Below are 19,885 nucleotides of genomic sequence, written 5' to 3' on the forward strand. Positions count from 1 at the left end.
CCCCGCCGCAAGCGCAGGCCCGCCAGGTCCCGGCGGAAGAAGGTCCTGCTGTGGACCGGGGGGACCATGGCCTTCGTGGTCGTCGCCGGGTCGGCGGGGGCGTACGCCCTGTACGAGAAGTTCAACGGCAACCTCTCCACCGTCGACGTCGGCGACGCGGGCAGCAAGGACGTCGCCTCGGCCGGCCCCCTCGACATCCTGGTCATCGGCACCGACAAGCGCACCGGTGAGGGCAACGAGGGGTACGGCGACAAGGGGAGCGCCGGCCACGCCGACACCAACATCCTCTTCCACGTCTCCGCGGACCGGACGAACGCGACGGCGATGAGCATCCCCCGGGACCTGATCACGGACATCCCGGAGTGCACCACCAAGCAGCCGGACGGCTCGGAGAAGGTCATACCCGGCACGCGGCACGTGCGCTTCAACGTGAGCCTCGGCCAGGAGGGGCGCGACCCGGGCTGCACCATGCGCACGGTCAAGGAGATCACCGGCCTCTCGGTCGACCACTTCATGATGGTCGACTTCAACGCCGTCAAGACCCTCTCCACCGCCGTCGGCGGCGTCAAGGTCTGCCTGGACAAGGCGGTGGACGACCGCGACTCCCATCTGAAGCTGCCGGCGGGCGAGTCGACGATCGAGGGGGAGGACGCGCTGGCCTTCGTCCGCACCCGGCACAGCTTCGGCAACGAGAGCGACCTGGACCGCATCAAGGTCCAGCAACAGTTCATCGGCTCGATGATCCGGCAGATGAAGTCCGACGACACGCTCACCGACCCCACCAAGCTCTTCGGCCTCGCGGACGCGGCGACCAAGGCGCTCACCGTCGACTCCGGCATCGGCTCGATCAAGAAGCTGACCTCGCTCGCCAAGGAACTCGGCAAGATCGACACGAAGAACATCACCTTCGTGACCATGCCGGTGATCGACAACCCGGAAGAGCCGAAGCCCGTCACCGTGGTCGAGCACCCGACGCAGGCCGAGCAGCTCTTCGCGACGCTGCGCGCCGACACCTCGCTGACCGAGGTGAAGAAGCAGGAGAAGGCGGCCAAGGACAAGCAGGAGGCGGTGCTCAAGGGCGCCAAGGCCGACCCCGCCGACGTACGGGTCGACGTCCTCAACGGCGGTGACACGCCCGGCGCGGCGCAGGCGACGGTCACCTGGCTGCAGAACGAGGAGGGCGTGCTCAAGTCCGCCAACAAGGCCAACGCCCCGGCGAAGACCGCGAAGACCACGCTGTCGTACGCGCCGAACCAGGCGGACCAGGCCCGCGCCCTCGCGGCGATGATGGGCCTGCCCGCCACGGCACTGAAACAGGGCACGACCGACGCCGAGGGCCTTCAGGCGATGGTGCTGACCCTGGGAGCCGACTTCAAGGGCGCAGGGGTGCCCGTCACGGGTCCGGCGAAGGCACCGGACATTCCGAAGGCAAGCGCCGACAAGGCGGTATGCGCGAAGTGACCAACGGTCGCCGCGCCACAGCGGAAATCTGAACAGCAGGGGGGGTCCGGTGGGACGGAGCAGTACGCGCGGAGAGGGGGCGCCGCCCCGTGTCCGGCACGGTGGCCGGCGCGAGGCCGCCGCGGAGACCGGTCACGGTCCGCAGGGCGGCGCGTCCGCCACGCGCGGCCACGGCCGGCGCGAGCGGGGGCCGGCCCCGCCGCCGTACCCGGCGGGCCCGCAAAGGGGGCAAGCGGCGGGTCCTGCGCTGGGTGGCCACCGTCACCGCCCTGCTCATACTCGGCACCGGCGGCGCCGGTTACCTCTACTACAGGCACCTCAACGGCAACATCAAGAAAGAGGACCTGACGCTCGGCGACAAGAAGATGGCCGACCACAAGGCCAACGCCGCCGGGCAGACCCCGCTGAACATCCTGATCATCGGCTCCGACGCCCGGGACTCCAAGGAGAACCAGAAGCTCGGCGGCGCCAAGGAGACCTTCGGGGCCCCGCCGCTGGCGGACGTGCAGATGCTGCTCCACCTCTCCGCCGACCGCAGCAACATCTCGGTCGTGAGCATGCCCCGTGACACCATGCTCACGATGCCGAAGTGCACCGACCCCGAGACCGACGAGGTGTACCCGGCCAGCACGGTCCCCGTCCAGACGAACGAGAGCCTCGGCCGCGGCGGACCCGGCTGCACGGTGGCCGCCTGGTACGAGCTCACCGGCATCACCATCGACCACTTCATGATGATCGACTTCGCGGGCGTGGTCTCCATGGCCGACGCGGTCGGGGGCGTCCCCGTCTGTGTCGACGCCAACGTCTATTCCCACACCAGCGACGGCAAGGGCTCCGGGCTGAAGCTGAAGGAAGGCACCACCTCCGTCAAGGGCGAGCAGGCCCTGCAGTGGCTGCGCACCCGGTACGGCTTCGAGGACAACACGGACCTGGGACGGGCCAAGGCCCAGCACCAGTACCTCAACTCGATGGTGCGCGAGCTGCGCAAGGGCACCAAGCTCACCGATCCCGGGAAGCTGATGGACCTGGCGGAGGCCGCCACCAACGCGCTGACGGTCGACAAGGGCCTCGGCACGGTCAAGAAGCTGTACGACCTGGCGGAGGAGCTCAAGAAGGCCCCGACCGAGCGCATGACGATGACGACCATGCCGAACGTCTACGGGACGGGCAGCCTCAGCGGGCGGGTCTTCCCCAAGCCGGGCGAGGCCGAGCAGCTGTTCCGGATGATCCGTGAGGACATCCCGCTGGACGGCAAGGCCTCCAAGCGCAAGACGCCGGTCGTCAAGGACGCCGCCGCGCCCGTCGGGGAGATCGCGGTCAGTGTGCGCAACGGGACCGGCACGGACTCCCTCGGCCCGGCCCGGGGCCGGGCCGGCACGGTCAAGGACCTGCTCACGGAGGCGGGTTTCGCGAAGGCCTCGATCGACCCGCAGAACGTCGAACCGGCCGCACGGACCGGGCTCCTCTATCCCAGCGCGGACCTGGAGGGCGACGCACAGGCGGTCGCCAAGGCCCTGGGGATCCCGCTGTCGCAGGTCAAGAGGTCGACCGCCGTCTCGGGCATCGTCCTGGCGGTCGGGGCCGACTGGCGCGAGGACGGGAGCTACCCCGCCAAGGCCGGCGAGGAGGAGAAGACGCCGGAGTCGGCGGAGGCCCTCAACGGCGCCGACGAGGAAGCGTGCATGAAGGTCAATCCGGGGTTCACCTGGTGAGACCCGTGGGAAGGGCCCCGCAGCCGTGGCTGCGGGGCCCTTCCCCGTGTACGCGCGCGTCCGTCAGACCGTCTGCTCCCGCACCGACGGGCGACGGCTCGCGATGACCTTCTTCGCCAGCGAGCGCGGGCTGGTCAGGAAGCCGTACCCCCACGACATGTGCATGGTGGCCAGCGCCACCGGGATCTGGGCCCGCGCCTTCAACGACAGCCCCTTGCCCGCGGGCAGCGACCCGGCGACGATGGCCGCCACGTACCCGGCCGGCACGACGAACGCCCACGGCGTGACGGCGGCGCCGACGACGATGCCCGCCGCGATCGCGCAGACGGCGGTCGGCGGGGCCAGGTAGCGCAGGTTGATCGAGCCGGAGTGGTAGCGGGCCACGACGTGGCGCCAGCGGCCGTAGTCCTTGTACTGCTTGGCGAGCGCGCGGACGCTGGGGCGGGGGCGGTACTGCACCTTCAGCTCCGGCGAGAACCAGATCAGGCCGCCCGCCTCGCGGATGCGGAAGTTCAGCTCCCAGTCCTGGGCGCGGATGAACTCGACGTTGTAACCGTCGGCCCGCTCCAGCGCCTCGCGGCGGAAGACCCCCAGATACACCGTCTCGGCCGGGCCCGCCTGTCCACCGGTGTGGAAGGCCGCGTTGCCGACGCCGATCTTCGACGTCATCGCGGCGGCGACGGCGTCCTCCCAGGCGTTCTCGCCCTCGGCGTGCATGATGCCGCCGACGTTCTGTGCGCCGGTCTCCTCCAGGAGCCGGACGGCGGTCGCGATGTAGTTCGGCGAAAGCATGCCGTGGCCGTCGACGCGTACCACGATCGGGTGGTGCGAGGCCTTGATCGCGGCGTTGAGGGCGGCCGGGGTGCGGCCGGTCGGGTTGGCGACCGTGTGGACCCGGGAGTCCTCCCGTACCAGCTCGGCCGCTATCTCGTCGGTGCGGTCGGTGGAGGGGCCGAGCGCGATGACCACCTCCATCTCCCCGGCGTACTCCTGCTCCAGGATGTGCCGGACCGAGTTCCTGAGATGGCGTTCCTCGTTGAGCACCGGCATGATCACGGAGACGGCGGGGTACTGCGCGGCAGACATGTGGTCCTCGGGGGCCTCGGGGGAGCCGGGCGTCCCGGTGGTGGCTCGCACCCCGGGAAGCGGCGTGATTCGGCCGCCACGTTACCGCGAACGGGGGACAGGGGCGCGCGCCGCCGGGGTCTCCCCCCTGGTGCGCAGATCGTATGGGCCTACCGTGCGAATGTCCTACTAACACCGCGGAGGTGTCCCCGTGCCCACACCGCCCCGACCGCCCCGACCGCCGCACCCCCGCACCGCTCCCCCGCAGCGCCGGCCGGCCCGTCAGCCGGCGTCCGGTGCCCGCCCCGCAGACCGGGCCCGGAACCGGGCCCGGAACCGGGCCCGCGGCCGGAAGCGGCCGCCCCGGTGGGGGATGCGCGTGGCGACCGGGCTCTCCGTCCTGGTACTCGGCGCCGGCGGGATCGGGCACGCGGTGGTGACCGGCCTGGAAGGCGGCATCGACCGGGTCGACCCGTTCAAGGACATGAAGAACCGGCCCCCGGGCGGCCACGGCATGAACCTCCTGCTCGTCGGCACCGACAGCCGCGACAAGATCACCGCGGCGGAGAAGGCGACGTACAAGCTGGGTGGAGCCCCCTGCCACTGCACCGACACCCTCATGCTCGTCCATCTCTCGGCCGACCGGCAGCGGGCCAGCGTCGTCAGCCTGCCGCGCGACAGCTACGCCGAGATCCCCGCGCACACCGACCGGACCACCGGCGAGGAGCACGCGGCCCACCCGGTCAAGCTGAACGCCGCCTACGCCGAGGGCGGCCCCCACCTGACCGTGCGGACCGTGGAGCAGCTGACCGGCGTCAAGATCGACCACTACCTGGAGGCCGACTTCACCAGCTTCATGAAGACGGTCGACGCCGTCGGCGGGGTCGAGATCTGCACCGCCGAGCCGCTGAAGGACCCCTACACCGGACTCGACCTGACCGCGGGCACCCACAAGCTGGACGGCGGGCAGGCCCTGCAGTACGTGCGCTCCCGGCACATCGACGGGGCCGCCGACCTGGGCCGGATGCAGCGCCAGCAGAAGTTCGTGGCGGCGCTGGTCGGTCAGGCGACCAGCGGCGGCGTGCTGACCGACCCGGCGAAGTTCCGGGAGGTCGCGTCGACGACGCTCGACGCGATCCGGGCCGACAAGGGGTTCGGTACGGAGCAGATGCTGGAGCTCGGCAAGGCGATGCGCGGGTTCACCCCGGCGTCGTCCGAATTCACCTCCGTGCCGCTGGCGGACGACAGCTTCCAGGTCAAGGGCCTCGGGTCCACGGTGAAATGGGACGAGGCGAAGTCGAAGAAGCTCTTCCAGGCGCTGCGCGAGGACAAGCCGCTCGCCCCGGCACTGCCCGCCCGGCCCAAGGCCGCCCCGGTCGACGTGGCGCCCGAGCAGATCAAGGTCCAGGTCTACAACGGGACGACGAAGGACGGGCTCGGCCAGGAAGTCGACAAGGCACTGCGCGCCACCGGCTTCGACACCACCCGGGCCCCCCGCGGCGGCGGCCCCGGAGACCTCAAGCAGACGCTGATCACCTTCGACCCACGGTGGGACCGGTCGGCGAAGGCGCTGGCCACCGCGTTGCCCGGCAGCGAGCTGAAGGCCGTGAAGGGGCAGGGCGGGACACTGAACGTGACGGCGGGCGCGAACTTCACCAAGGTACGGGCGGTGAAGGGTGAGCAGCCGGAGGGGGGCGAGTTCGGGGCGGTCACCGGAGACCAGGTGGCCTGCCCGTCGTAGCACTCCGTCCGGAGGCGGCGTGCCGGGGACGCCGGACCGGCCCCGGGCGCCGCCCTGCCGCTCAGCGCTTCGCGTTGTCGGAGAAGTAACCCACCACGAGGAGGACGCCGAGGATCCCCACCGCGAAGGTGACGAGGGTCGTTCCGGCGCCCCGCCCCTCGGTCAGGCCGCGCACCCCGCCGGCGAGCCCGCCGACGGCCATGCAGATGCCGAGGACGAGCGATCGCGAGCTCCTGGGCTTCAGCCAGTGCCTCAGGTCCGGGCGGCGGCGGCCGGGTGGGGGTGGTCCTGCGGCGTGCGTCACTCGTACCTCACCTTTCCCGGCCGCGCCGGGGCCTCCACGTGGGTGTCGCCCGGTCCCTCGACCCTACCGGGCGGCGGGTACGAGGAACCGGCTCCCGTGTCCGGCCGGCGCCCCGGCCCCGGCCCGGCCTCAGTCGTCGATGCCGTCGGCCACCCGCTGCTCCCGCAGTTCCTTGATCGCGCGCCGCCGCGCGAGGCGGTGGGTACGCCGGATCTGCGCCTCCTGGTAGCGGCGCTTGTCGCGTTCCGTCTCCGGCACGACCTGCGGGACGGGGCGCGGCCGGCCGGCCTCGTCGACCGCCGCGAAGACCAGGTAGGCGCTGCCCACCTGCTGGGCGGGGGTCGACTCGTTCCACCGCTCGGCCATGACGCGGACGCCGACCTCCATCGAGGAGCGGCCGGTCCAGTTGACCTGGGCGCGGACGTGGACCAGGTCGCCGACGCGGACCGGCTCCAGGAAGACCATCTCGTCCATCGAGGCCGTGACCGCCGGGCCGCCGGAATGCCGTCCGGCGACCGCGCCCGCCGCGTCGTCGACCAGCTTCATGATCACGCCACCGTGCACCGTACCCAGGAGGTTGGTGTCGCTGCCGGTCATGATGTGGCTGAGGGTGGTCCGGGAGGCCGAGGTCGGCTTGGCCGGAATCTCACCCTCCGGGGGCTGGGCCTGTTCTGTCATGCCCTCTACCTTATGCGGGGGCATGCGGTGGCTTGCCCCCGGTTGCAATGCATCAGCTTCGCAACAGCCCGGACCCAGTTTCCGGTACACCCTGTAAGTGCCACAGGTCGAGACGGCACACTGTCTCCCATGAACGATTGGCCCGAGGGGCGGAACGGCGGACCCGGCGGACGCTACGGGCAGGGCAGCGCCGGCCCGCAGCCCGAGGGCGCCCGCGCCATGCCGCACGTCCGTCGGCGCCCCGCGCCGCAGCAGCCGCGCCGGATCCCGCCGCAGCCGGGCGGCCAGGGCTACGGCGAGGCCCCCGGGTACGACAGCGGATACAGCAGCGGGCAGGTCTACGGCGGCGGAGGCCGACAGCCCGGCGGCGGTGGACACGGCGGTCCGCGGGGCGGCGACGCCGGATACGTCCGGCCGCGTCCCGCGCCGGACTGGGGCCGGCGCCTCAAGGTCGGCGCGCTCACCCTGGTCGTGGTGGTGCTGGCCGTCTCCGTCGGCACGTACTTCTGGGCCGACGGCAAGCTCAAGCGCGAGGTGGACCTCTCCAAGGTCATCGACCGCCCCGCCGAGGGCGACGGTACGAACTACCTGATCGTCGGCTCCGACAGCCGCGAGGGCATGACCGACGAGGACAAGAAGAAGCTGCACACCGGCTCCGCCGAGGGCAAGCGGACCGACTCGATGATGATCCTGCACGACGGCTCCAGCGGCCCGACGCTGGTCTCCCTGCCCCGCGACTCGAACGTCGAGATCCCCTCCTTCGTCGGCTCGGAGTCCGGCAAGAAGTACGAGGCGACCGGCCGGACCGTGAAGCTCAACGCCGCGTACGCGGAGGACGGCCCGGAGCTGCTGGTCCGCACGGTCGAGTTCAACACCGGGCTGCGCATCGACCACTACGTCGAGATCGGCTTCGGCGGCTTCGCCCAGATCGTGGACGCGATCGGCGGCGTGGAGCTGGACATCCCCAAGGCCTTCAAGGACAAGAAGTCCGGCGCCGACTTCCAGGCCGGCAAGCAGACGCTGAACGGCGAGCAGTCCCTCGCCTTCGTCCGCACCCGCTACGCCTTCGCCGGCAGCGACCTGGACCGCACGAAGAACCAGCAGAAGTTCCTCGCGGCCCTGGCCTCCCAGACGGCGACCCCGTCCACGATCATCAACCCGTTCAAGCTGTACCCGACGCTGGGCGCGGGCCTGGACACGCTGATCGTCGACAAGGACATGTCCCTCTGGTCGCTGGCCAACATGTTCTTCGCGATGAAGGGCGTCACGGGCGGCGACGGCACGTCGATGAACATCCCGCTCACGGGTCAGAGCGTCAACGGCAACCTGGTCTGGGACAAGGACAAGGTCAAGCAGCTCGTGGAGCAGCTGAACAACGACGACAAGGTCACGGTCAAGGGCAGCTGACCGGCGCCGCGCACAGGCCCGGACGGTCCGACCCGTCCGGGCCTGTGCGCGTCCGCGTCGCCCCCGGCCCCACGCCCCTTCACTCGCCCCCGGACCCCGACGGCTGGTACAGGTCGTTCAGCTCGTCGGCGTGGTCCTCCTCCTCCTTGAGGATGTCCTCGATGAGGCGCCGCGTCGTCGGGTCGCTCTCGCCGATCCAGCGCACGATCTCGGTGTACGTCTCGATGACGATCCGCTCGGCGACGAAGTTCTCCCGGATCATGCCCTGGAGGTCGGTCTCCGCGGGCGCCTCGTACTCGGTGTGGGACCGGGCGACGAGGGTGCCGGGGTCCATGTCCGGGGTGCCGCCCAGCTGGTTGATCCGGTCCGACACCCGCTTGAAGTGGTCGAGCTCCTCACCGGCGTGCTCCGTGAACATGTCCGCGACCTGCTCCCGGTGGATGCCCTGGGCCACGATCGCGTTCTGCGTGTAGCGCAGGTAGCAGACCATCTCGGTGGCGACGACCTGGTTGAGCACGTCGATGAGGCGTTCCAGGTCGGCTGTGTTCGCGGGGGTGACCGGGCCCTGGGTGATGTTCCGCCGGGCCTCTTCGCGGATCCTGGTGACGTCGATGGCGAACTGGTTCGACACGGGGATTCCCATCTGTCCGTTTGATCCCTTATCGGCACCGGAATCGTACGGGGGCGGAACCACGGGGGACCGAGTCCGACTCGCCCTGGACGCCGTCCCGGCGAAAACACGCGTGGCCCCCGGCAGACGCGCCGGGGGCCACGCGGGGTGCCGCGGGGACGCCTTACGGAAGGTTGCGGGCCATGACGATCCGCTGGACCTGGTTGGTGCCCTCGTAGATCTGGGTGATCTTGGCGTCGCGCATCATGCGCTCGACCGGGTAGTCCCGCGTGTAGCCGTAGCCGCCGAGGAGCTGGACGGCGTCCGTGGTGACCTCCATCGCGACGTCCGAGGCGAAGCACTTGGCGGCGGCACCCTGGAAGGTGAGGTCCGCGTCGCCGCGCTCGGACTTGGCGGCGGCCGCGTAGGTGAGCTGACGGGCGGCCTCGATCTTCATCGCCATGTCGGCGAGCATGAACTGGATGCCCTGGAAGTCGGCGATCGGCTTCCCGAACTGCTTGCGCTCCTGGACGTACCCCTTGGCGTAGTCCAGGGCGCCCTGGGCGATGCCGAGGGCCTGGGCCGCGATGGTGATGCGGGTGTGGTCCAGGGTCTTCATCGCCGTGGCGAAGCCGGTGCCCTCCTCACCGATCATGCGGTCGGCGGGGATGCGGACGTTGTCGAGGTAGACCTCGCGCGTCGGGGAGCCCTTGATGCCGAGCTTGCGCTCCGGGGCGCCGAAGGAGACGCCCTCGTCCGACTTCTCGACGACGAACGCCGAGATGCCCTTGGAGCGCTTCTCCGGGTCGGTGACGGCCATGACCGTGTAGTACTCGGAGACGCCCGCGTTGGTGATCCAGCGCTTCACACCGTTGAGGACCCAGAAGTCGCCGTCGCGCACGGCCTTGGTCTTCATACCGGCCGCGTCGGAGCCCGCGTCCGGCTCGGAGAGGGCGTACGAGAACATCGCGTCGCCCTTGGCGAGCGGGCCCAGGTACTTCTTCTTGAGCGCCTCGGAGCCGGAGAGGATCACCGGCAGCGAGCCCAGCTTGTTCACGGCCGGGATGAGGGAGGACGACGCGCAGGCGCGGGCCACCTCCTCGATCACGATGACCGTGGCGAGCGCATCGGCGCCCGCGCCGCCGTACTCCTCCGGGACGTGCACCGCGTGCAGGTCCGAGGCGACCAGGGCGTCCAGCGCCTCCTGCGGGAAGCGCGCCTCCTCGTCGACGGCGGCGGCGAACGGGGCGATCTTCGCCTCGGCGAGCGAACGGATCGTCTCGCGGAGCATGTCGTGCTCCTCGGCCGGACGGTACAGGTCGAAATCGGTCGAACCCGCCAAGACGTTCACTCCCCAACGATGCTAACTACTGTTAAGTAACCCAATTTTAGTGGCCGGGTCTCCCGGTGGCATACAGGCGGGCCGCGTGAGCTTGCCGACAGCGGCGAAGAGGGGTGGGGCGGGCCCCGGATATGCTCGGCCCCGCACGTCTGTCCGCATCGTTCAGGAGCACCCCATGGCCCTCAGGATCACTGTGATCGGCACCGGCTACCTCGGCGCCACCCATGCCGCGGCCATGGCGGAGCTCGGCTTCGAGGTCCTGGGGCTCGACGTGGTGCCCGAGAAGATCGCGATGCTCTCGGCGGGCAAGGTGCCGATGTACGAACCAGGGCTCGAGGAGATCCTGCGCAAGCACGTCGCGGGCATCGAGGGCTCCACCGGACGGCTGCGGTTCACGACCTCCTGGGAGGAGGCCGGGGCCTTCGGCGACGTCCACTTCGTCTGCGTGAACACCCCGCAGAAGCACGGCGAGTACGCCTGCGACATGAGCTACGTGGACAGCGCCTTCGAGTCGCTGGCCCCGCAGCTGACGCGCCCCGCGCTGGTCGTGGGCAAGTCCACCGTGCCGGTGGGCTCCGCCGCCCGGCTCGCCGACCGGCTGGCCGAGCTGGCACCGGCGGGCGCCGACGTGGAGCTGGCCTGGAACCCGGAGTTCCTGCGCGAGGGCTTCGCGGTGGACGACACCCTGCACCCGGACCGCATCGTGGTGGGCGTACGCAGCGAGCGTGCCGAGAAGCTGCTGCGCGAGGTGTACGCGGGCCCGGTCGGCGAGGGGACGCCCTTCGTGGTGACGGACTTCCCGACGGCCGAGCTGGTCAAGACCTCGGCCAACTCCTTCCTGGCCACCAAGATCTCGTTCATCAACGCCATGGCGGAGGTCTGCGAGGCCGCCGACGGGGACGTGGCGAAGCTGGCGGAGGCGCTGGGCCACGACGAGCGGATCGGGAAGAAGTTCCTGCGGGCCGGCGTCGGGTTCGGCGGGGGCTGCCTGCCGAAGGACATCCGGGCGTTCATGGCCCGGGCCGGTGAGCTCGGGGCCGACCAGGCGCTGACCTTCCTGCGCGAGGTCGACTCGATCAACATGCGCCGCCGCGGGCACATGGTCGAGCTGGCGCGCGAGGCCGTGGGCGGCGGCTCGTTCCTGGGCAAGCGGGTGGCGGTGCTGGGCGCGTCCTTCAAGCCGGACTCGGACGACGTACGCGACTCGCCCGCGCTGAACGTGGCCGGGCAGATCCACCTCCAGGGCGGCCAGGTCACCGTCTTCGACCCCAAGGGCATGGCCAACGCCCGGCGGCTCTTCCCGACCCTCGGTTACGCGGACACGGCACTGGACGCCGTGCGCGGCGCCGACGTCGTGCTGCACCTGACGGAGTGGCGCGAGTTCCGTGAGCTGGACGCGAAGGCGCTGGGGGAGGTCGCGGGGGCGCGGATCATCCTGGACGGCCGCAACGCGCTGGACCCGGTGGCGTGGCGCGAGGCGGGCTGGACGTACCGGGCGATGGGCCGCCCGAAGGCCTGAGGGCCTCCCCGCCTCAGCCGGGTAGGGGGATGGGGCGGGCGCCCGACGGCGCCCTACCCGTCCCCCTACCCGGCCGTGTCAGTGAGCCGGACCGTCCAGCGCCTCGATCGTGGCGTGGGACGGGCCGCGCACCGCGCTCAGCTCGCGGGAGACCGCTTCCGCGTCGCGCAGCACCCGTACCGCGTTCCGCCAGGTCAGCTTCGCCAGGTCGGCGTCCGACCAGCCGCGGGAGAGCAGTTCGGCGATCAGGTTCGGGTAGCCGGAGACGTCCTCCAGGCCCGCGGGCAGGAACGCGGTGCCGTCGTAGTCGCCGCCGATGCCGATGTGGTCGATGCCGGCGACCTCACGCATGTGTCCGAGGTGGTCGGCGATCGTCGCGACGGTGGCGACGGGACGCGGGTGGGCCGCCTCGAAGTCCGCGTGGACGCGCATCGCGGCCGGGGTGGTGTCCAGGTGGTGCAGGCCGTGCTCGCGCATGTTGCGGTCGGCGGCCAGGGTCCACTCGACCGCCGCCGGCAGCACGAACTTCGGGACGAAGGTCGCCATGGCCACACCGCCGTTGGCCGCCAGCATCCGCAGCACGTCGTCCGGGACGTTGCGCGGATGGTCGCAGACCGCGCGGGCCGAGGAGTGCGAGAAGATCACCGGCGCGACGGAGGTGGCGAGCGCGTCGCGCATCGTGGTGGCCGCCACATGGGAGAGGTCGACCAGCATGCCGATGCGGTTCATCTCGCGGACGACCTCGCGGCCGAACTCGGAGAGGCCGCCCACCGCCGGGGCGTCGGTCGCCGAGTCCGCCCAGTCGGTGTTGTCGTTGTGCGTGAGCGTCATGTACCGGACGCCGAGGGCGTGCAGCGAACGCAGGGTGCCCAGGGAGTTGTTGATGGAGTGGCCGCCCTCGGCCCCCATCAGGGAGGCGATCCGGCCTTCGGCGCGGGCCCGCTCCATGTCGTCGGCGGTCAGGGCGCGGCGCAGGTCGGCCGGGTGCCGGGCGAGGAGCTCGCCGACCACGTCGATCTGTTCCAGCGTGGCGCTGACCGCGTCGTCGCCCGTCAGCTCGGTGGCCACGTACACGGACCAGAACTGCGCCCCGACGCCGCCGGCCCGCAGCCGCGGGATGTCGGTGTGCAGGGCGCCGCTCTGGTCGGCGGCGATGTCGCGGGCGTCCAGGTCGTAGCCGACCTGGACGCGCAGGGCCCACGGGAGGTCGTTGTGGCCGTCGACCACGGGGTGGTCGGCGAGGAGCAGCCGGGCGCGGTCCAGGTTGTCCATGGTCGGCGCCTACTTCCCGAAGCCGAAGGAGTCGGCGCCCTGCGCCTTGGCGCGCAGTCGCTTGCCCTTCTCCGTCGCCTGGTCGTTCAGCTCCTGCTGGAACTCCTTCATCCGCTCCAGCAGCGCGCCGTCGTGGGCCGCGAGGATGCGGGCGGCGAGCAGGCCCGCGTTGCGCGCGCCGCCCACCGAGACGGTGGCGACGGGCACCCCGGCCGGCATCTGGACGATGGAGAGCAGGCTGTCCATGCCGTCGAGGTACTTCAGCGGTACCGGGACGCCGATGACGGGCAGCGGGGTGACCGAGGCGAGCATGCCGGGCAGGTGGGCCGCGCCTCCCGCCCCCGCGATGATCGCCTTGAGCCCGCGGCCGGCCGCCTCCTCGCCGTACGCGATCATCTCGCGCGGCATGCGGTGGGCGGAGACGACGTCGACCTCGTAGGGGATCTCGAACTCGTCCAGGGCCTTGGCGGCCGCTTCCATCACGGGCCAGTCGGAGTCCGAGCCCATGACGATGCCGATGACGGGGGAGGAGGCGGGTGCGGTCATTCGGTGATCGTTCCTCGCAGGTAGTCGGCCGCGTGCCGGGCGCGCTCCCGCACGTCCGCCAGGTCGTCGCCGTAGGTGTTGACGTGGCCGACCTTGCGGCCGGGCTTCACGTCCTTGCCGTACATGTGGATCTTGAGCTGCGGGTCGCGGGCCATGCAGTGCAGGTAGCCCTGGTACATGTCCGGGTAGTCGCCGCCCAGGACGTTGCACATGACCGTCCAGGGGGCGCGGGGGCGCGGGTCGCCGAGCGGGAGGTCGAGGACCGCCCGCACGTGGTTGGCGAACTGCGAGGTGACCGCGCCGTCCTGGGTCCAGTGCCCGGAGTTGTGCGGGCGCATGGCCAGTTCGTTGACCAGGATGCGGCCGTCGCGGGTCTCGAAGAGCTCGACGGCGAGGTGGCCGACCACGTCCAGCTCGGCGGCTATCCGCAGGGCGAGCTGCTGGGCCTCGCCGGCCAGCCGCTCGTCCAGGTCGGGCGCCGGGGCGATGACCGTGTCGCAGACGCCGTCGACCTGGACCGACTCCACGACCGGGTAGGCGACGGCCTGGCCGTGCGGGGAGCGGACGATGTTCGCCGCCAGCTCCCGGGCGAAGTCGACCTTCTCCTCGGCGAGCACGGGTACTCCGGCCCGGAAGGGCTCGGCCGCGTCCGCCTCGGAGCGGACCACCCAGACGCCCTTGCCGTCGTAGCCGCCGCGGACCGTCTTGAGGATGACGGGGAAGCCCCCGACCTCGGCGGCGAAGGCGGCCGCGTCGGCCGGGTCGGCCACGATGCGGTGACGGGGACAAGGCGCGCCGATCTCGGTGAGCCTGGCCCGCATCACCCCCTTGTCCTGGGCGTGCACCAAGGCGGCGGGGCCGGGGCGGACGGGGATGCCGTCGGCCTCCAGGGCCCGCAGGTGCTCGGTGGGCACGTGCTCGTGGTCGAAGGTGATCACGTCGCAGCCGCGCGCGAAGTCGCGCAGCGTGTCCAGGTCGCGGTAGTCGCCGACGACGACTTCGCTCACCACCTGGGCCGCCGAGTCCTGCGGGGTGTCACTGAGAAGCTTGAACCTGAGGCCGAGGGGGATACCCGCCTCGTGGGTCATACGGGCGAGCTGACCCCCGCCGACCATGCCGACTACCGGAAACGTCACCGTTCCAGGGTATCGGGCCCCGGACGGCTCCCCGGACGGCGACCTCGCCCGCCCCGTGCCCGTCGCAGCTCACGGGCGTCACACGGGCGGGCTGGTTAGCATGAGCGGGTTGACGACATCGAGCGGACGGGGCGAGCGATCACCATGAGCGAACGGGGCGCGTTGCGGACCCGGCTTGATCTGCTGGCCCGGGAGGTCGCCAAGTTCGGGGCGGTCGGCGGACTCGGACTGGTCGTGAACATCGCCGTCTCCAACCTGATCTGGCGCACCACGGACATCCCGGTGGTGCGGGCCGGGCTGATGGGGACGGTCGTCGCCATCCTCTTCAACTACGTCGGCTTCCGTTACTGGACCTACCGGGACCGCGACAAGAGCGGCAGGACCCGGGAGCTGACGCTCTTCCTGCTGTTCAGCGCCGCGGGTGCGGTGATCGAGACCGGTGTGCTGTACCTGGCGACGTACGGCTTCGGCTGGAACAGCCCGGTCCAGAGCAACGTCTTCAAGGTCGTCGGCATCTCGATCGCCACCCTGTTCCGCTTCTGGTCGTACCGCACCTGGGTCTTCAGGACGCTGCCCGTCGAGGAGGCCGTGCTCAGCACGGACCGGTTTCTGGACCCACGGCGACCCGCCGACGAGGTGACCGCTCCGGGGCACGTCTCCCCCTGACCTCAGCGCACCGGGCGGTCCTCCTCCTTGCGGGCCTGCGGGATCCGGCTGAGGAAGAGGGCGAAGACCGGGGGCTGCTGCTGGAGCAGTTCGAGCCGGCCGCCGTCGGCCTCCGCGAGGTCCCGGGCCACCGCGAGGCCGATGCCGGTGGAGTTGCGGCCGCTGATGGTGCGCTCGAAGATCCGCGCCCCGAGGTCCGCGGGGACCCCGGGGCCTTCGTCCGTCACCTCGATCACCACCTGGTTGCCGGTGACCCGGGTGCGCAGGGCGACCGTGCCGCCGCCGTGCATCAGCGAGTTCTCGATCAGCGCGGCGAGCACCTGGGCGACCGCTCCGGGCGTACCGACGGCCCGCAGCCCCTGCTTGCCGGAGCACACGACGGCGCGGCCCGCGCTGCGGTAGGCCGGGCGCCACTCCTCCAGCTGCTGCTTGACGACCTCGTCGAGGTCGAAGACGACGGCGGAGCCGGTGCGTGCGTCCCGGGCGTTGGTCAGGAGCCGCTCCACCACGTCGGTGAGCCGTTCGACCTGGGTGAGGGCGATGCTCGCCTCCTCCTTCACCGTGTCCGGGTCGTCGGTGACGGAGATCTCCTCGATCCGCATGGAGAGCGCGGTGAGCGGGGTGCGCAGCTGGTGCGAGGCGTCCGCGGCGAGGCGGCGCTCGGCGGTGAGCATCCGGGCGATCCGCTCGGCGGAGGCGTCCAGGACGTCGGCGACCCGGTCGAGCTCGGCCACCCCGTACCGCTTGTGCCGGGGCCGGGGGTCGCCGGAGCCCAGGCGTTCGGCGGTCTCGGCGAGGTCGGTGAGCGGTGAGGTGAGCCGGTTGGCCTGGCGTACGGCGAGGAGCACGGCGGAGACGATCGCCAGCAGGGCCACCGCCCCGATGATCAGCAGGGTCCGGCCGACCTCACGGGTGACGGCGGAGCCGGACTCCTCGACGGTGACCCGCTCCCCCTGCTCCCCCACCTCCGTACTGCGGATGACGCTGTCCGTGGGGCGTTCGCCGACCTCGATCGGGGGCCGGCCGGGGATCTCGACGCGTGCGTAGCGGTTGGCGTCCACCTGCTCGTCCAGCACGTCGGGCGTGATCCGCTCGGCGCCGAGCAGCCGGCTCTCCACGACGCTGATCAGGCGCAGCGCCTCCGAGTCGACGCCCTCCTGGGCGCTGTTGCTGATGGTGCGGGACTCCACGATGACGAGGGAGAGGCCGAAGACGGCGATCACCACGAGCACCACGGCGAGCGTGGAATTGATCAGTCGGCGGCGCATGACTGTCTCTGTACGTCAGCTCTTCTCGAACCGGAAGCCGACGCCCCGGACCGTCGCGATGTAGCGGGGGTTGGCCGCGTCGTCGCCGAGCTTCTTGCGGAGCCAGGAGATGTGCATGTCCAGGGTCTTGGTGGACGACCACCAGGTGGTGTCCCAGACCTCGCGCATCAGCTGGTCGCGGGTGACGACCCGCCCGGCGTCCCGTACGAGGACCCGCAGCAGGTCGAACTCCTTGGCGGTGAGCTGGAGTTCCTCGTCACCCATCCAGGCGCGGTGGGACTCGACGTCGATCCTGACGCCGTGCGTGGCTGGCTGCGGGGCGGGCTCGGTGGCGCCGCGGCGCAGCAGGGCGCGGACCCGGGCGAGCAGCTCGGCGAGGCGGAAGGGCTTGGTGACGTAGTCGTCGGCGCCGGCGTCCAGACCGACCACCGTGTCGACCTCGTCGGCCCGCGCGGTCAGCACCAGGATCGGGACGGCGTGGCCTTCGCCACGCAGCCGCCGGGCGACCTCCAGGCCGTCCATGCCGGGCAGCCCCAGGTCGAGGACGACCAGGTCGACACCGCCCTGGAGTCCGGCGTCGAGGGCGGCCGGACCGTCCTCGCGGACCTCGACCTCGTACCCCTCACGCCGCAGGGCGCGAGCCAGTGGCTCCGAAATGGATGCGTCGTCCTCGGCGAGCAGTACACGGGTCATGGGGTGATGGTAGTCCGCGCGAGGCACCTGGGGTGTGGGACCGAGAACACCCTGCGGCTCAGCGATACGAATCGGTCATCCGCCTTCGAAGATGAGACCGTGGTTCCAGTCCCACCTGTGATCCATGTCTCAAGTCCTTCCATATCGCCGTGTCTCATGTCGTATGGTGACTCGACGCCTGTTGCACCACCGAGGACCTTTGGGCAGCGTTTCGCGCCAAGGGTCCTTTTGTGTACGAGCCGGTTCCCACCGGCTCCGATCAGTGAATGACCTGTGGGCCGGGCCCGGAGCGCGAGGACGCGTACCGGGTGTGGATCCCGGTGCGGTCTGTCCCCGATGGCCTCGCGGCTCCCCCACGGAGCCGGTGGCAGTTCGAGAACCCCTTGAGGCGTCGGGGGCGGGGCGAAGCCGTGCCGGTGCCGGCCACCCCCCACCGGGCGCGTACCCGCTCACGCAGCGGCGCGTCCCGACCAGCAAGGATCGACCATGGCGTCCAGCCTGACGAAGGACTCCGCCGGCACGACTGGCTCGCAGAAGACCTTCTTCGGCCACCCCCGCGGCCTGGCCACTCTCTTCATGACCGAGATGTGGGAGCGCTTCAGCTTCTACGGGATGCGGGCTCTGCTCGTCGTCTACCTGCTCTCCGGAGGCCCTGACGCCAAGGACGGCAGCCTCGGCGGCGGCCTGGGGATGGATCTGGCCACCACCACGGCCATCTACTCGGTCTACCTGTCCATGGTCTACCTCCTGGCCATGCCCGGCGGGTGGCTCGGGGACCGTGTGTGGGGACCCCGCAAGACCGTCGCGATCGCGGCGATGACCATCATGGCGGGCCACCTGGTCCTCGCCCTGCCGGGACAGTCGACGTTCTTCATCGGCCTCGCGCTGGTGGCGCTCGGCTCGGGTCTGCTGAAGGCCAACATCTCGACGATGGTGGGCCACCTCTACGACGGGCCCAACGACCCGCGTCGCGACGGTGGCTTCACGATCTTCTACATGGGCATCAACGTCGGTGCCTTCTTCGCCCCGCTGATCATCGGCACCGTCGGGCAGACCGTGAACTGGCACCTGGGCTTCGCGCTCGCGGCGGTCGGCATGGCGCTGGGTCTGATGATCTTCCTGCTCGGCACGCGCAACCTCAGCCCGCAGAGCAGCCTGGTCCCGAAGCCGCTCGCGGCCGAGGAGCGCACCTCCTGGCTGCGCAAGGGCCTCATCTGGCTGATCGTGGCTGCCGTCTTCTACGGCATCGTGGGCCTGACCGGCCACTTCACCCTGAACTGGGCGATGATCCCGCTGACCGTGATCGGACTGATCATCCCGGCCGGCGTGCTGATCCGGATCAAGCGGGACAAGGAGCTGTCGGCCGGCGAGCAGTCGAAGATGACCGGATACATCTGGTTCTTCGTGGCCGCCGCCGTCTTCTGGATGATCTACGACCAGGGCGGCTCCACGGTCCAGGCCTTCGGTGAGACGAAGGCCTCGGGCTCGCTGCTCGGCTTCGAGTTCCCCTCCTCCTGGTACCAGTCGCTGAACCCGGTCTTCGTCATGGCGCTGGCCCCGGTCTTCGCCTGGATCTGGCTCTGGCTGAACCGCAAGGGGAGCGAGCCCTCGACGGTCGCGAAGTTCTCCGCCGGCCTGTTCTTCGTCGGTGTCTCGTTCTTCTTCTTCCTGGTGCCTCTCACCATGTCCTCGGACGGCAACCTGGTCAGCCCGATGTGGCTCGTGGGCATCTACCTGATCCAGACGGTCGGTGAGCTGTGCCTCTCCCCCGTCGGCCTGTCGGTCACCACGAAGATGGCTCCGGCGAAGTACGCCTCGCAGATGATGGGCGTGTGGTTCCTCGCGGTCACCGCGGGTGACTCCATCACCGGTCTGCTGTCGAACCCGGCCGTCTTCGGTGTCGACCTGAACGGGACGACCGCCGTCGCGATGGAGGCGGCCCTGGCCGTCCTCGCGGGGGTCGCGGTCTACATGTACCGCAAGAAGGTCAAGGAACACATGGGCGAGGTCCGCTGACGGACCCGTCGACGAAGGAGGGGCGCCGCACACCGTGCGGCGCCCCTCCTTCGTCTCCCCGGCCTTCCGGCGCCCGTGCCACCCGGCCGGCCCCCGGAACGCGGAACAGCGCGCCGCTGGAGCGGCGCGCTGTTCCGTACGGACACGGGGGGTCAGGCGGGTGCCGCGAGCTCCGCCCACACGGTCTTGCCCGGCGCGTCGGGGGTGCGGATGACGCCCCAGTCCAGGCAGAGCCGCTGCACGATGAACATGCCGTGCCCGCCGGGCCGTCCCGCGCGGTGAGGCGTACGCGGCGCGGGCTGGCCGGCGCCGCGGTCGGCGACCTCGACCCGCAGCACCTTCGGCGAGCAGGCGATACGCAGTTCCTCGGGCCCGTCCGCGTGCAGACAGGCGTTCGTGACGAGCTCGGAGACGACCAGCAGGACGTCCTCGGCCGCCGCCCGGCGGTC

At 70.9% G+C, this 19,885-nt stretch carries 18 protein-coding genes; 7 read left to right on the forward strand and 11 right to left on the reverse strand.

Translation table 11 applies throughout. The features are described 5' to 3' along the window. Together IH13_RS0103140 and IH13_RS0103145 are read left to right on the forward strand one after the other, a co-directional pair. Window positions 1-1,461: LCP family protein (locus IH13_RS0103140; protein WP_037840694.1), on the forward strand; the 1,461-nt coding region annotated here is incomplete at its 5' end. Window positions 1,462-1,712: 251 nt separating this feature from the next. Next, window positions 1,713-3,173, forward strand: a complete 1,461-nt coding sequence (locus IH13_RS0103145) for an LCP family protein (protein WP_031080858.1) — start codon at window positions 1,713-1,715, stop codon at window positions 3,171-3,173. Window positions 3,174-3,236: 63 nt separating this feature from the next. On the opposite strand, the gene IH13_RS0103150 is transcribed toward IH13_RS0103145, so the two are convergent. Beyond that, the gene (locus tag IH13_RS0103150; RefSeq protein ID WP_031080859.1) at window positions 3,237-4,259 is read right to left on the reverse strand and encodes a glycosyltransferase family 2 protein; all 1,023 of its coding nucleotides are present in this window, start codon (window positions 4,257-4,259) and stop codon (window positions 3,237-3,239) included. A 352-nt stretch (window positions 4,260-4,611) separates the two neighbouring features. Between IH13_RS0103150 and IH13_RS0103155 the strand changes: the two genes are divergently transcribed. After that, the gene (locus IH13_RS0103155; RefSeq protein WP_031080861.1) at window positions 4,612-5,979 is read left to right on the forward strand and encodes an LCP family protein; all 1,368 of its coding nucleotides are present in this window, start codon (window positions 4,612-4,614) and stop codon (window positions 5,977-5,979) included. Window positions 5,980-6,040: 61 nt separating this feature from the next. Here IH13_RS0103155 and IH13_RS0103160 read toward each other — a convergent pair whose 3' ends face one another. Further along, complete coding sequence (locus IH13_RS0103160; protein ID WP_031080862.1) at window positions 6,041-6,283, reverse strand: hypothetical protein; 243 nt, start codon at window positions 6,281-6,283, stop codon at window positions 6,041-6,043. 129 nt (window positions 6,284-6,412) lie between these two features. Next, window positions 6,413-6,961, reverse strand: a complete 549-nt coding sequence (locus IH13_RS0103165; protein WP_031080864.1) for an acyl-CoA thioesterase — start codon at window positions 6,959-6,961, stop codon at window positions 6,413-6,415. A gap of 129 nt (window positions 6,962-7,090) precedes the next feature. Between IH13_RS0103165 and IH13_RS0103170 the strand changes: the two genes are divergently transcribed. Continuing rightward, the gene (locus IH13_RS0103170; protein ID WP_082317500.1) at window positions 7,091-8,368 is read left to right on the forward strand and encodes an LCP family protein; all 1,278 of its coding nucleotides are present in this window, start codon (window positions 7,091-7,093) and stop codon (window positions 8,366-8,368) included. A 79-nt stretch (window positions 8,369-8,447) separates the two neighbouring features. On the opposite strand, the gene IH13_RS0103175 is transcribed toward IH13_RS0103170, so the two are convergent. Both IH13_RS0103175 and IH13_RS0103180 read right to left on the reverse strand, forming a co-directional pair. Further along, window positions 8,448-8,999, reverse strand: a complete 552-nt coding sequence (locus tag IH13_RS0103175) for a ferritin-like fold-containing protein (RefSeq protein ID WP_031080866.1) — start codon at window positions 8,997-8,999, stop codon at window positions 8,448-8,450. 163 nt (window positions 9,000-9,162) lie between these two features. Then, window positions 9,163-10,320: an acyl-CoA dehydrogenase gene (locus IH13_RS0103180; protein WP_031080867.1), complete on the reverse strand. Its 1,158-nt coding sequence runs from the start codon at window positions 10,318-10,320 to the stop codon at window positions 9,163-9,165. Window positions 10,321-10,495: 175 nt separating this feature from the next. Between IH13_RS0103180 and IH13_RS0103185 the strand changes: the two genes are divergently transcribed. Beyond that, the gene (locus IH13_RS0103185; RefSeq protein WP_031080869.1) at window positions 10,496-11,839 is read left to right on the forward strand and encodes a UDP-glucose dehydrogenase family protein; all 1,344 of its coding nucleotides are present in this window, start codon (window positions 10,496-10,498) and stop codon (window positions 11,837-11,839) included. Window positions 11,840-11,917: 78 nt separating this feature from the next. Here the strand turns inward: IH13_RS0103185 and IH13_RS0103190 are convergent, their stop codons facing one another. The 3 genes from IH13_RS0103190 to IH13_RS0103200 are packed head-to-tail and all read right to left on the reverse strand — an operon-like array spanning window position 11,918 to window position 14,793. Further along, window positions 11,918-13,111 carry a dipeptidase gene (locus IH13_RS0103190; protein ID WP_031080871.1) on the reverse strand — a complete coding sequence of 398 codons (1,194 nt, stop codon included), beginning with the start codon at window positions 13,109-13,111 and terminating at the stop codon, window positions 11,918-11,920. A gap of 9 nt (window positions 13,112-13,120) precedes the next feature. Continuing rightward, window positions 13,121-13,657 carry a 5-(carboxyamino)imidazole ribonucleotide mutase gene (gene purE / locus IH13_RS0103195; RefSeq protein ID WP_031080872.1) on the reverse strand — a complete coding sequence of 179 codons (537 nt, stop codon included), beginning with the start codon at window positions 13,655-13,657 and terminating at the stop codon, window positions 13,121-13,123. Further along, window positions 13,654-14,793 carry a 5-(carboxyamino)imidazole ribonucleotide synthase gene (locus tag IH13_RS0103200; RefSeq protein ID WP_082317501.1) on the reverse strand — a complete coding sequence of 380 codons (1,140 nt, stop codon included), beginning with the start codon at window positions 14,791-14,793 and terminating at the stop codon, window positions 13,654-13,656. The genes purE and IH13_RS0103200 overlap by 4 nt, the downstream gene beginning before the upstream one ends. A 144-nt stretch (window positions 14,794-14,937) precedes the next feature. Between IH13_RS0103200 and IH13_RS0103205 the strand changes: the two genes are divergently transcribed. Continuing rightward, on the forward strand, window positions 14,938-15,459 hold the full coding sequence (locus IH13_RS0103205) for a GtrA family protein (protein WP_031080876.1): 522 nt from the start codon (window positions 14,938-14,940) through the stop codon (window positions 15,457-15,459). Window positions 15,460-15,461: 2 nt separating this feature from the next. Here IH13_RS0103205 and IH13_RS0103210 read toward each other — a convergent pair whose 3' ends face one another. Together IH13_RS0103210 and IH13_RS0103215 are read right to left on the reverse strand one after the other, a co-directional pair. Further along, window positions 15,462-16,727: an ATP-binding protein gene (locus tag IH13_RS0103210; RefSeq protein WP_031080877.1), complete on the reverse strand. Its 1,266-nt coding sequence runs from the start codon at window positions 16,725-16,727 to the stop codon at window positions 15,462-15,464. A 15-nt stretch (window positions 16,728-16,742) separates the two neighbouring features. Further along, complete coding sequence (locus IH13_RS0103215) at window positions 16,743-17,420, reverse strand: response regulator transcription factor (RefSeq protein WP_031080879.1); 678 nt, start codon at window positions 17,418-17,420, stop codon at window positions 16,743-16,745. Between the two features lie 486 nt (window positions 17,421-17,906). Between IH13_RS0103215 and IH13_RS0103220 the strand changes: the two genes are divergently transcribed. After that, window positions 17,907-19,436 (forward strand): peptide MFS transporter, encoded by a 1,530-nt coding sequence (locus IH13_RS0103220; protein ID WP_031080881.1) that lies wholly within the window; start codon window positions 17,907-17,909, stop codon window positions 19,434-19,436. A gap of 152 nt (window positions 19,437-19,588) precedes the next feature. Here the strand turns inward: IH13_RS0103220 and IH13_RS0103225 are convergent. Further along, the coding region (locus IH13_RS0103225; RefSeq protein WP_031080883.1) for an ATP-binding protein at window positions 19,589-19,885 on the reverse strand (297 nt) is incomplete at its 5' end.

Origin of the sequence: Streptomyces sp. NRRL WC-3549, from assembly GCF_000721935.1 — a bacterium.
Classification (GTDB): Bacteria; Actinomycetota; Actinomycetes; order Streptomycetales; family Streptomycetaceae; genus Streptomyces.

Excerpts from the sequence above, each read along its gene's own strand:
- IH13_RS0103150 (WP_031080859.1), bottom strand. The coding sequence starts at position 4,259 with ATGTCTGCCGCGCAGTACCCCGCCGTCTCCGTGATCATGCCGGTGCTC.
- IH13_RS0103155 (WP_031080861.1), top strand. The coding sequence starts at position 4,612 with ATGCGCGTGGCGACCGGGCTCTCCGTCCTGGTACTCGGCGCCGGCGGG.
- IH13_RS0103165 (WP_031080864.1), bottom strand. The coding sequence starts at position 6,961 with ATGACAGAACAGGCCCAGCCCCCGGAGGGTGAGATTCCGGCCAAGCCG.
- IH13_RS0103170 (WP_082317500.1), top strand. The coding sequence starts at position 7,091 with ATGAACGATTGGCCCGAGGGGCGGAACGGCGGACCCGGCGGACGCTAC.
- IH13_RS0103185 (WP_031080869.1), top strand. The coding sequence starts at position 10,496 with ATGGCCCTCAGGATCACTGTGATCGGCACCGGCTACCTCGGCGCCACC.
- IH13_RS0103190 (WP_031080871.1), bottom strand. The coding sequence starts at position 13,111 with ATGGACAACCTGGACCGCGCCCGGCTGCTCCTCGCCGACCACCCCGTG.
- purE (WP_031080872.1), bottom strand. The coding sequence starts at position 13,657 with ATGACCGCACCCGCCTCCTCCCCCGTCATCGGCATCGTCATGGGCTCG.
- IH13_RS0103205 (WP_031080876.1), top strand. The coding sequence starts at position 14,938 with ATGAGCGAACGGGGCGCGTTGCGGACCCGGCTTGATCTGCTGGCCCGG.
- IH13_RS0103210 (WP_031080877.1), bottom strand. The coding sequence starts at position 16,727 with ATGCGCCGCCGACTGATCAATTCCACGCTCGCCGTGGTGCTCGTGGTG.
- IH13_RS0103215 (WP_031080879.1), bottom strand. The coding sequence starts at position 17,420 with ATGACCCGTGTACTGCTCGCCGAGGACGACGCATCCATTTCGGAGCCA.
- IH13_RS0103220 (WP_031080881.1), top strand. The coding sequence starts at position 17,907 with ATGGCGTCCAGCCTGACGAAGGACTCCGCCGGCACGACTGGCTCGCAG.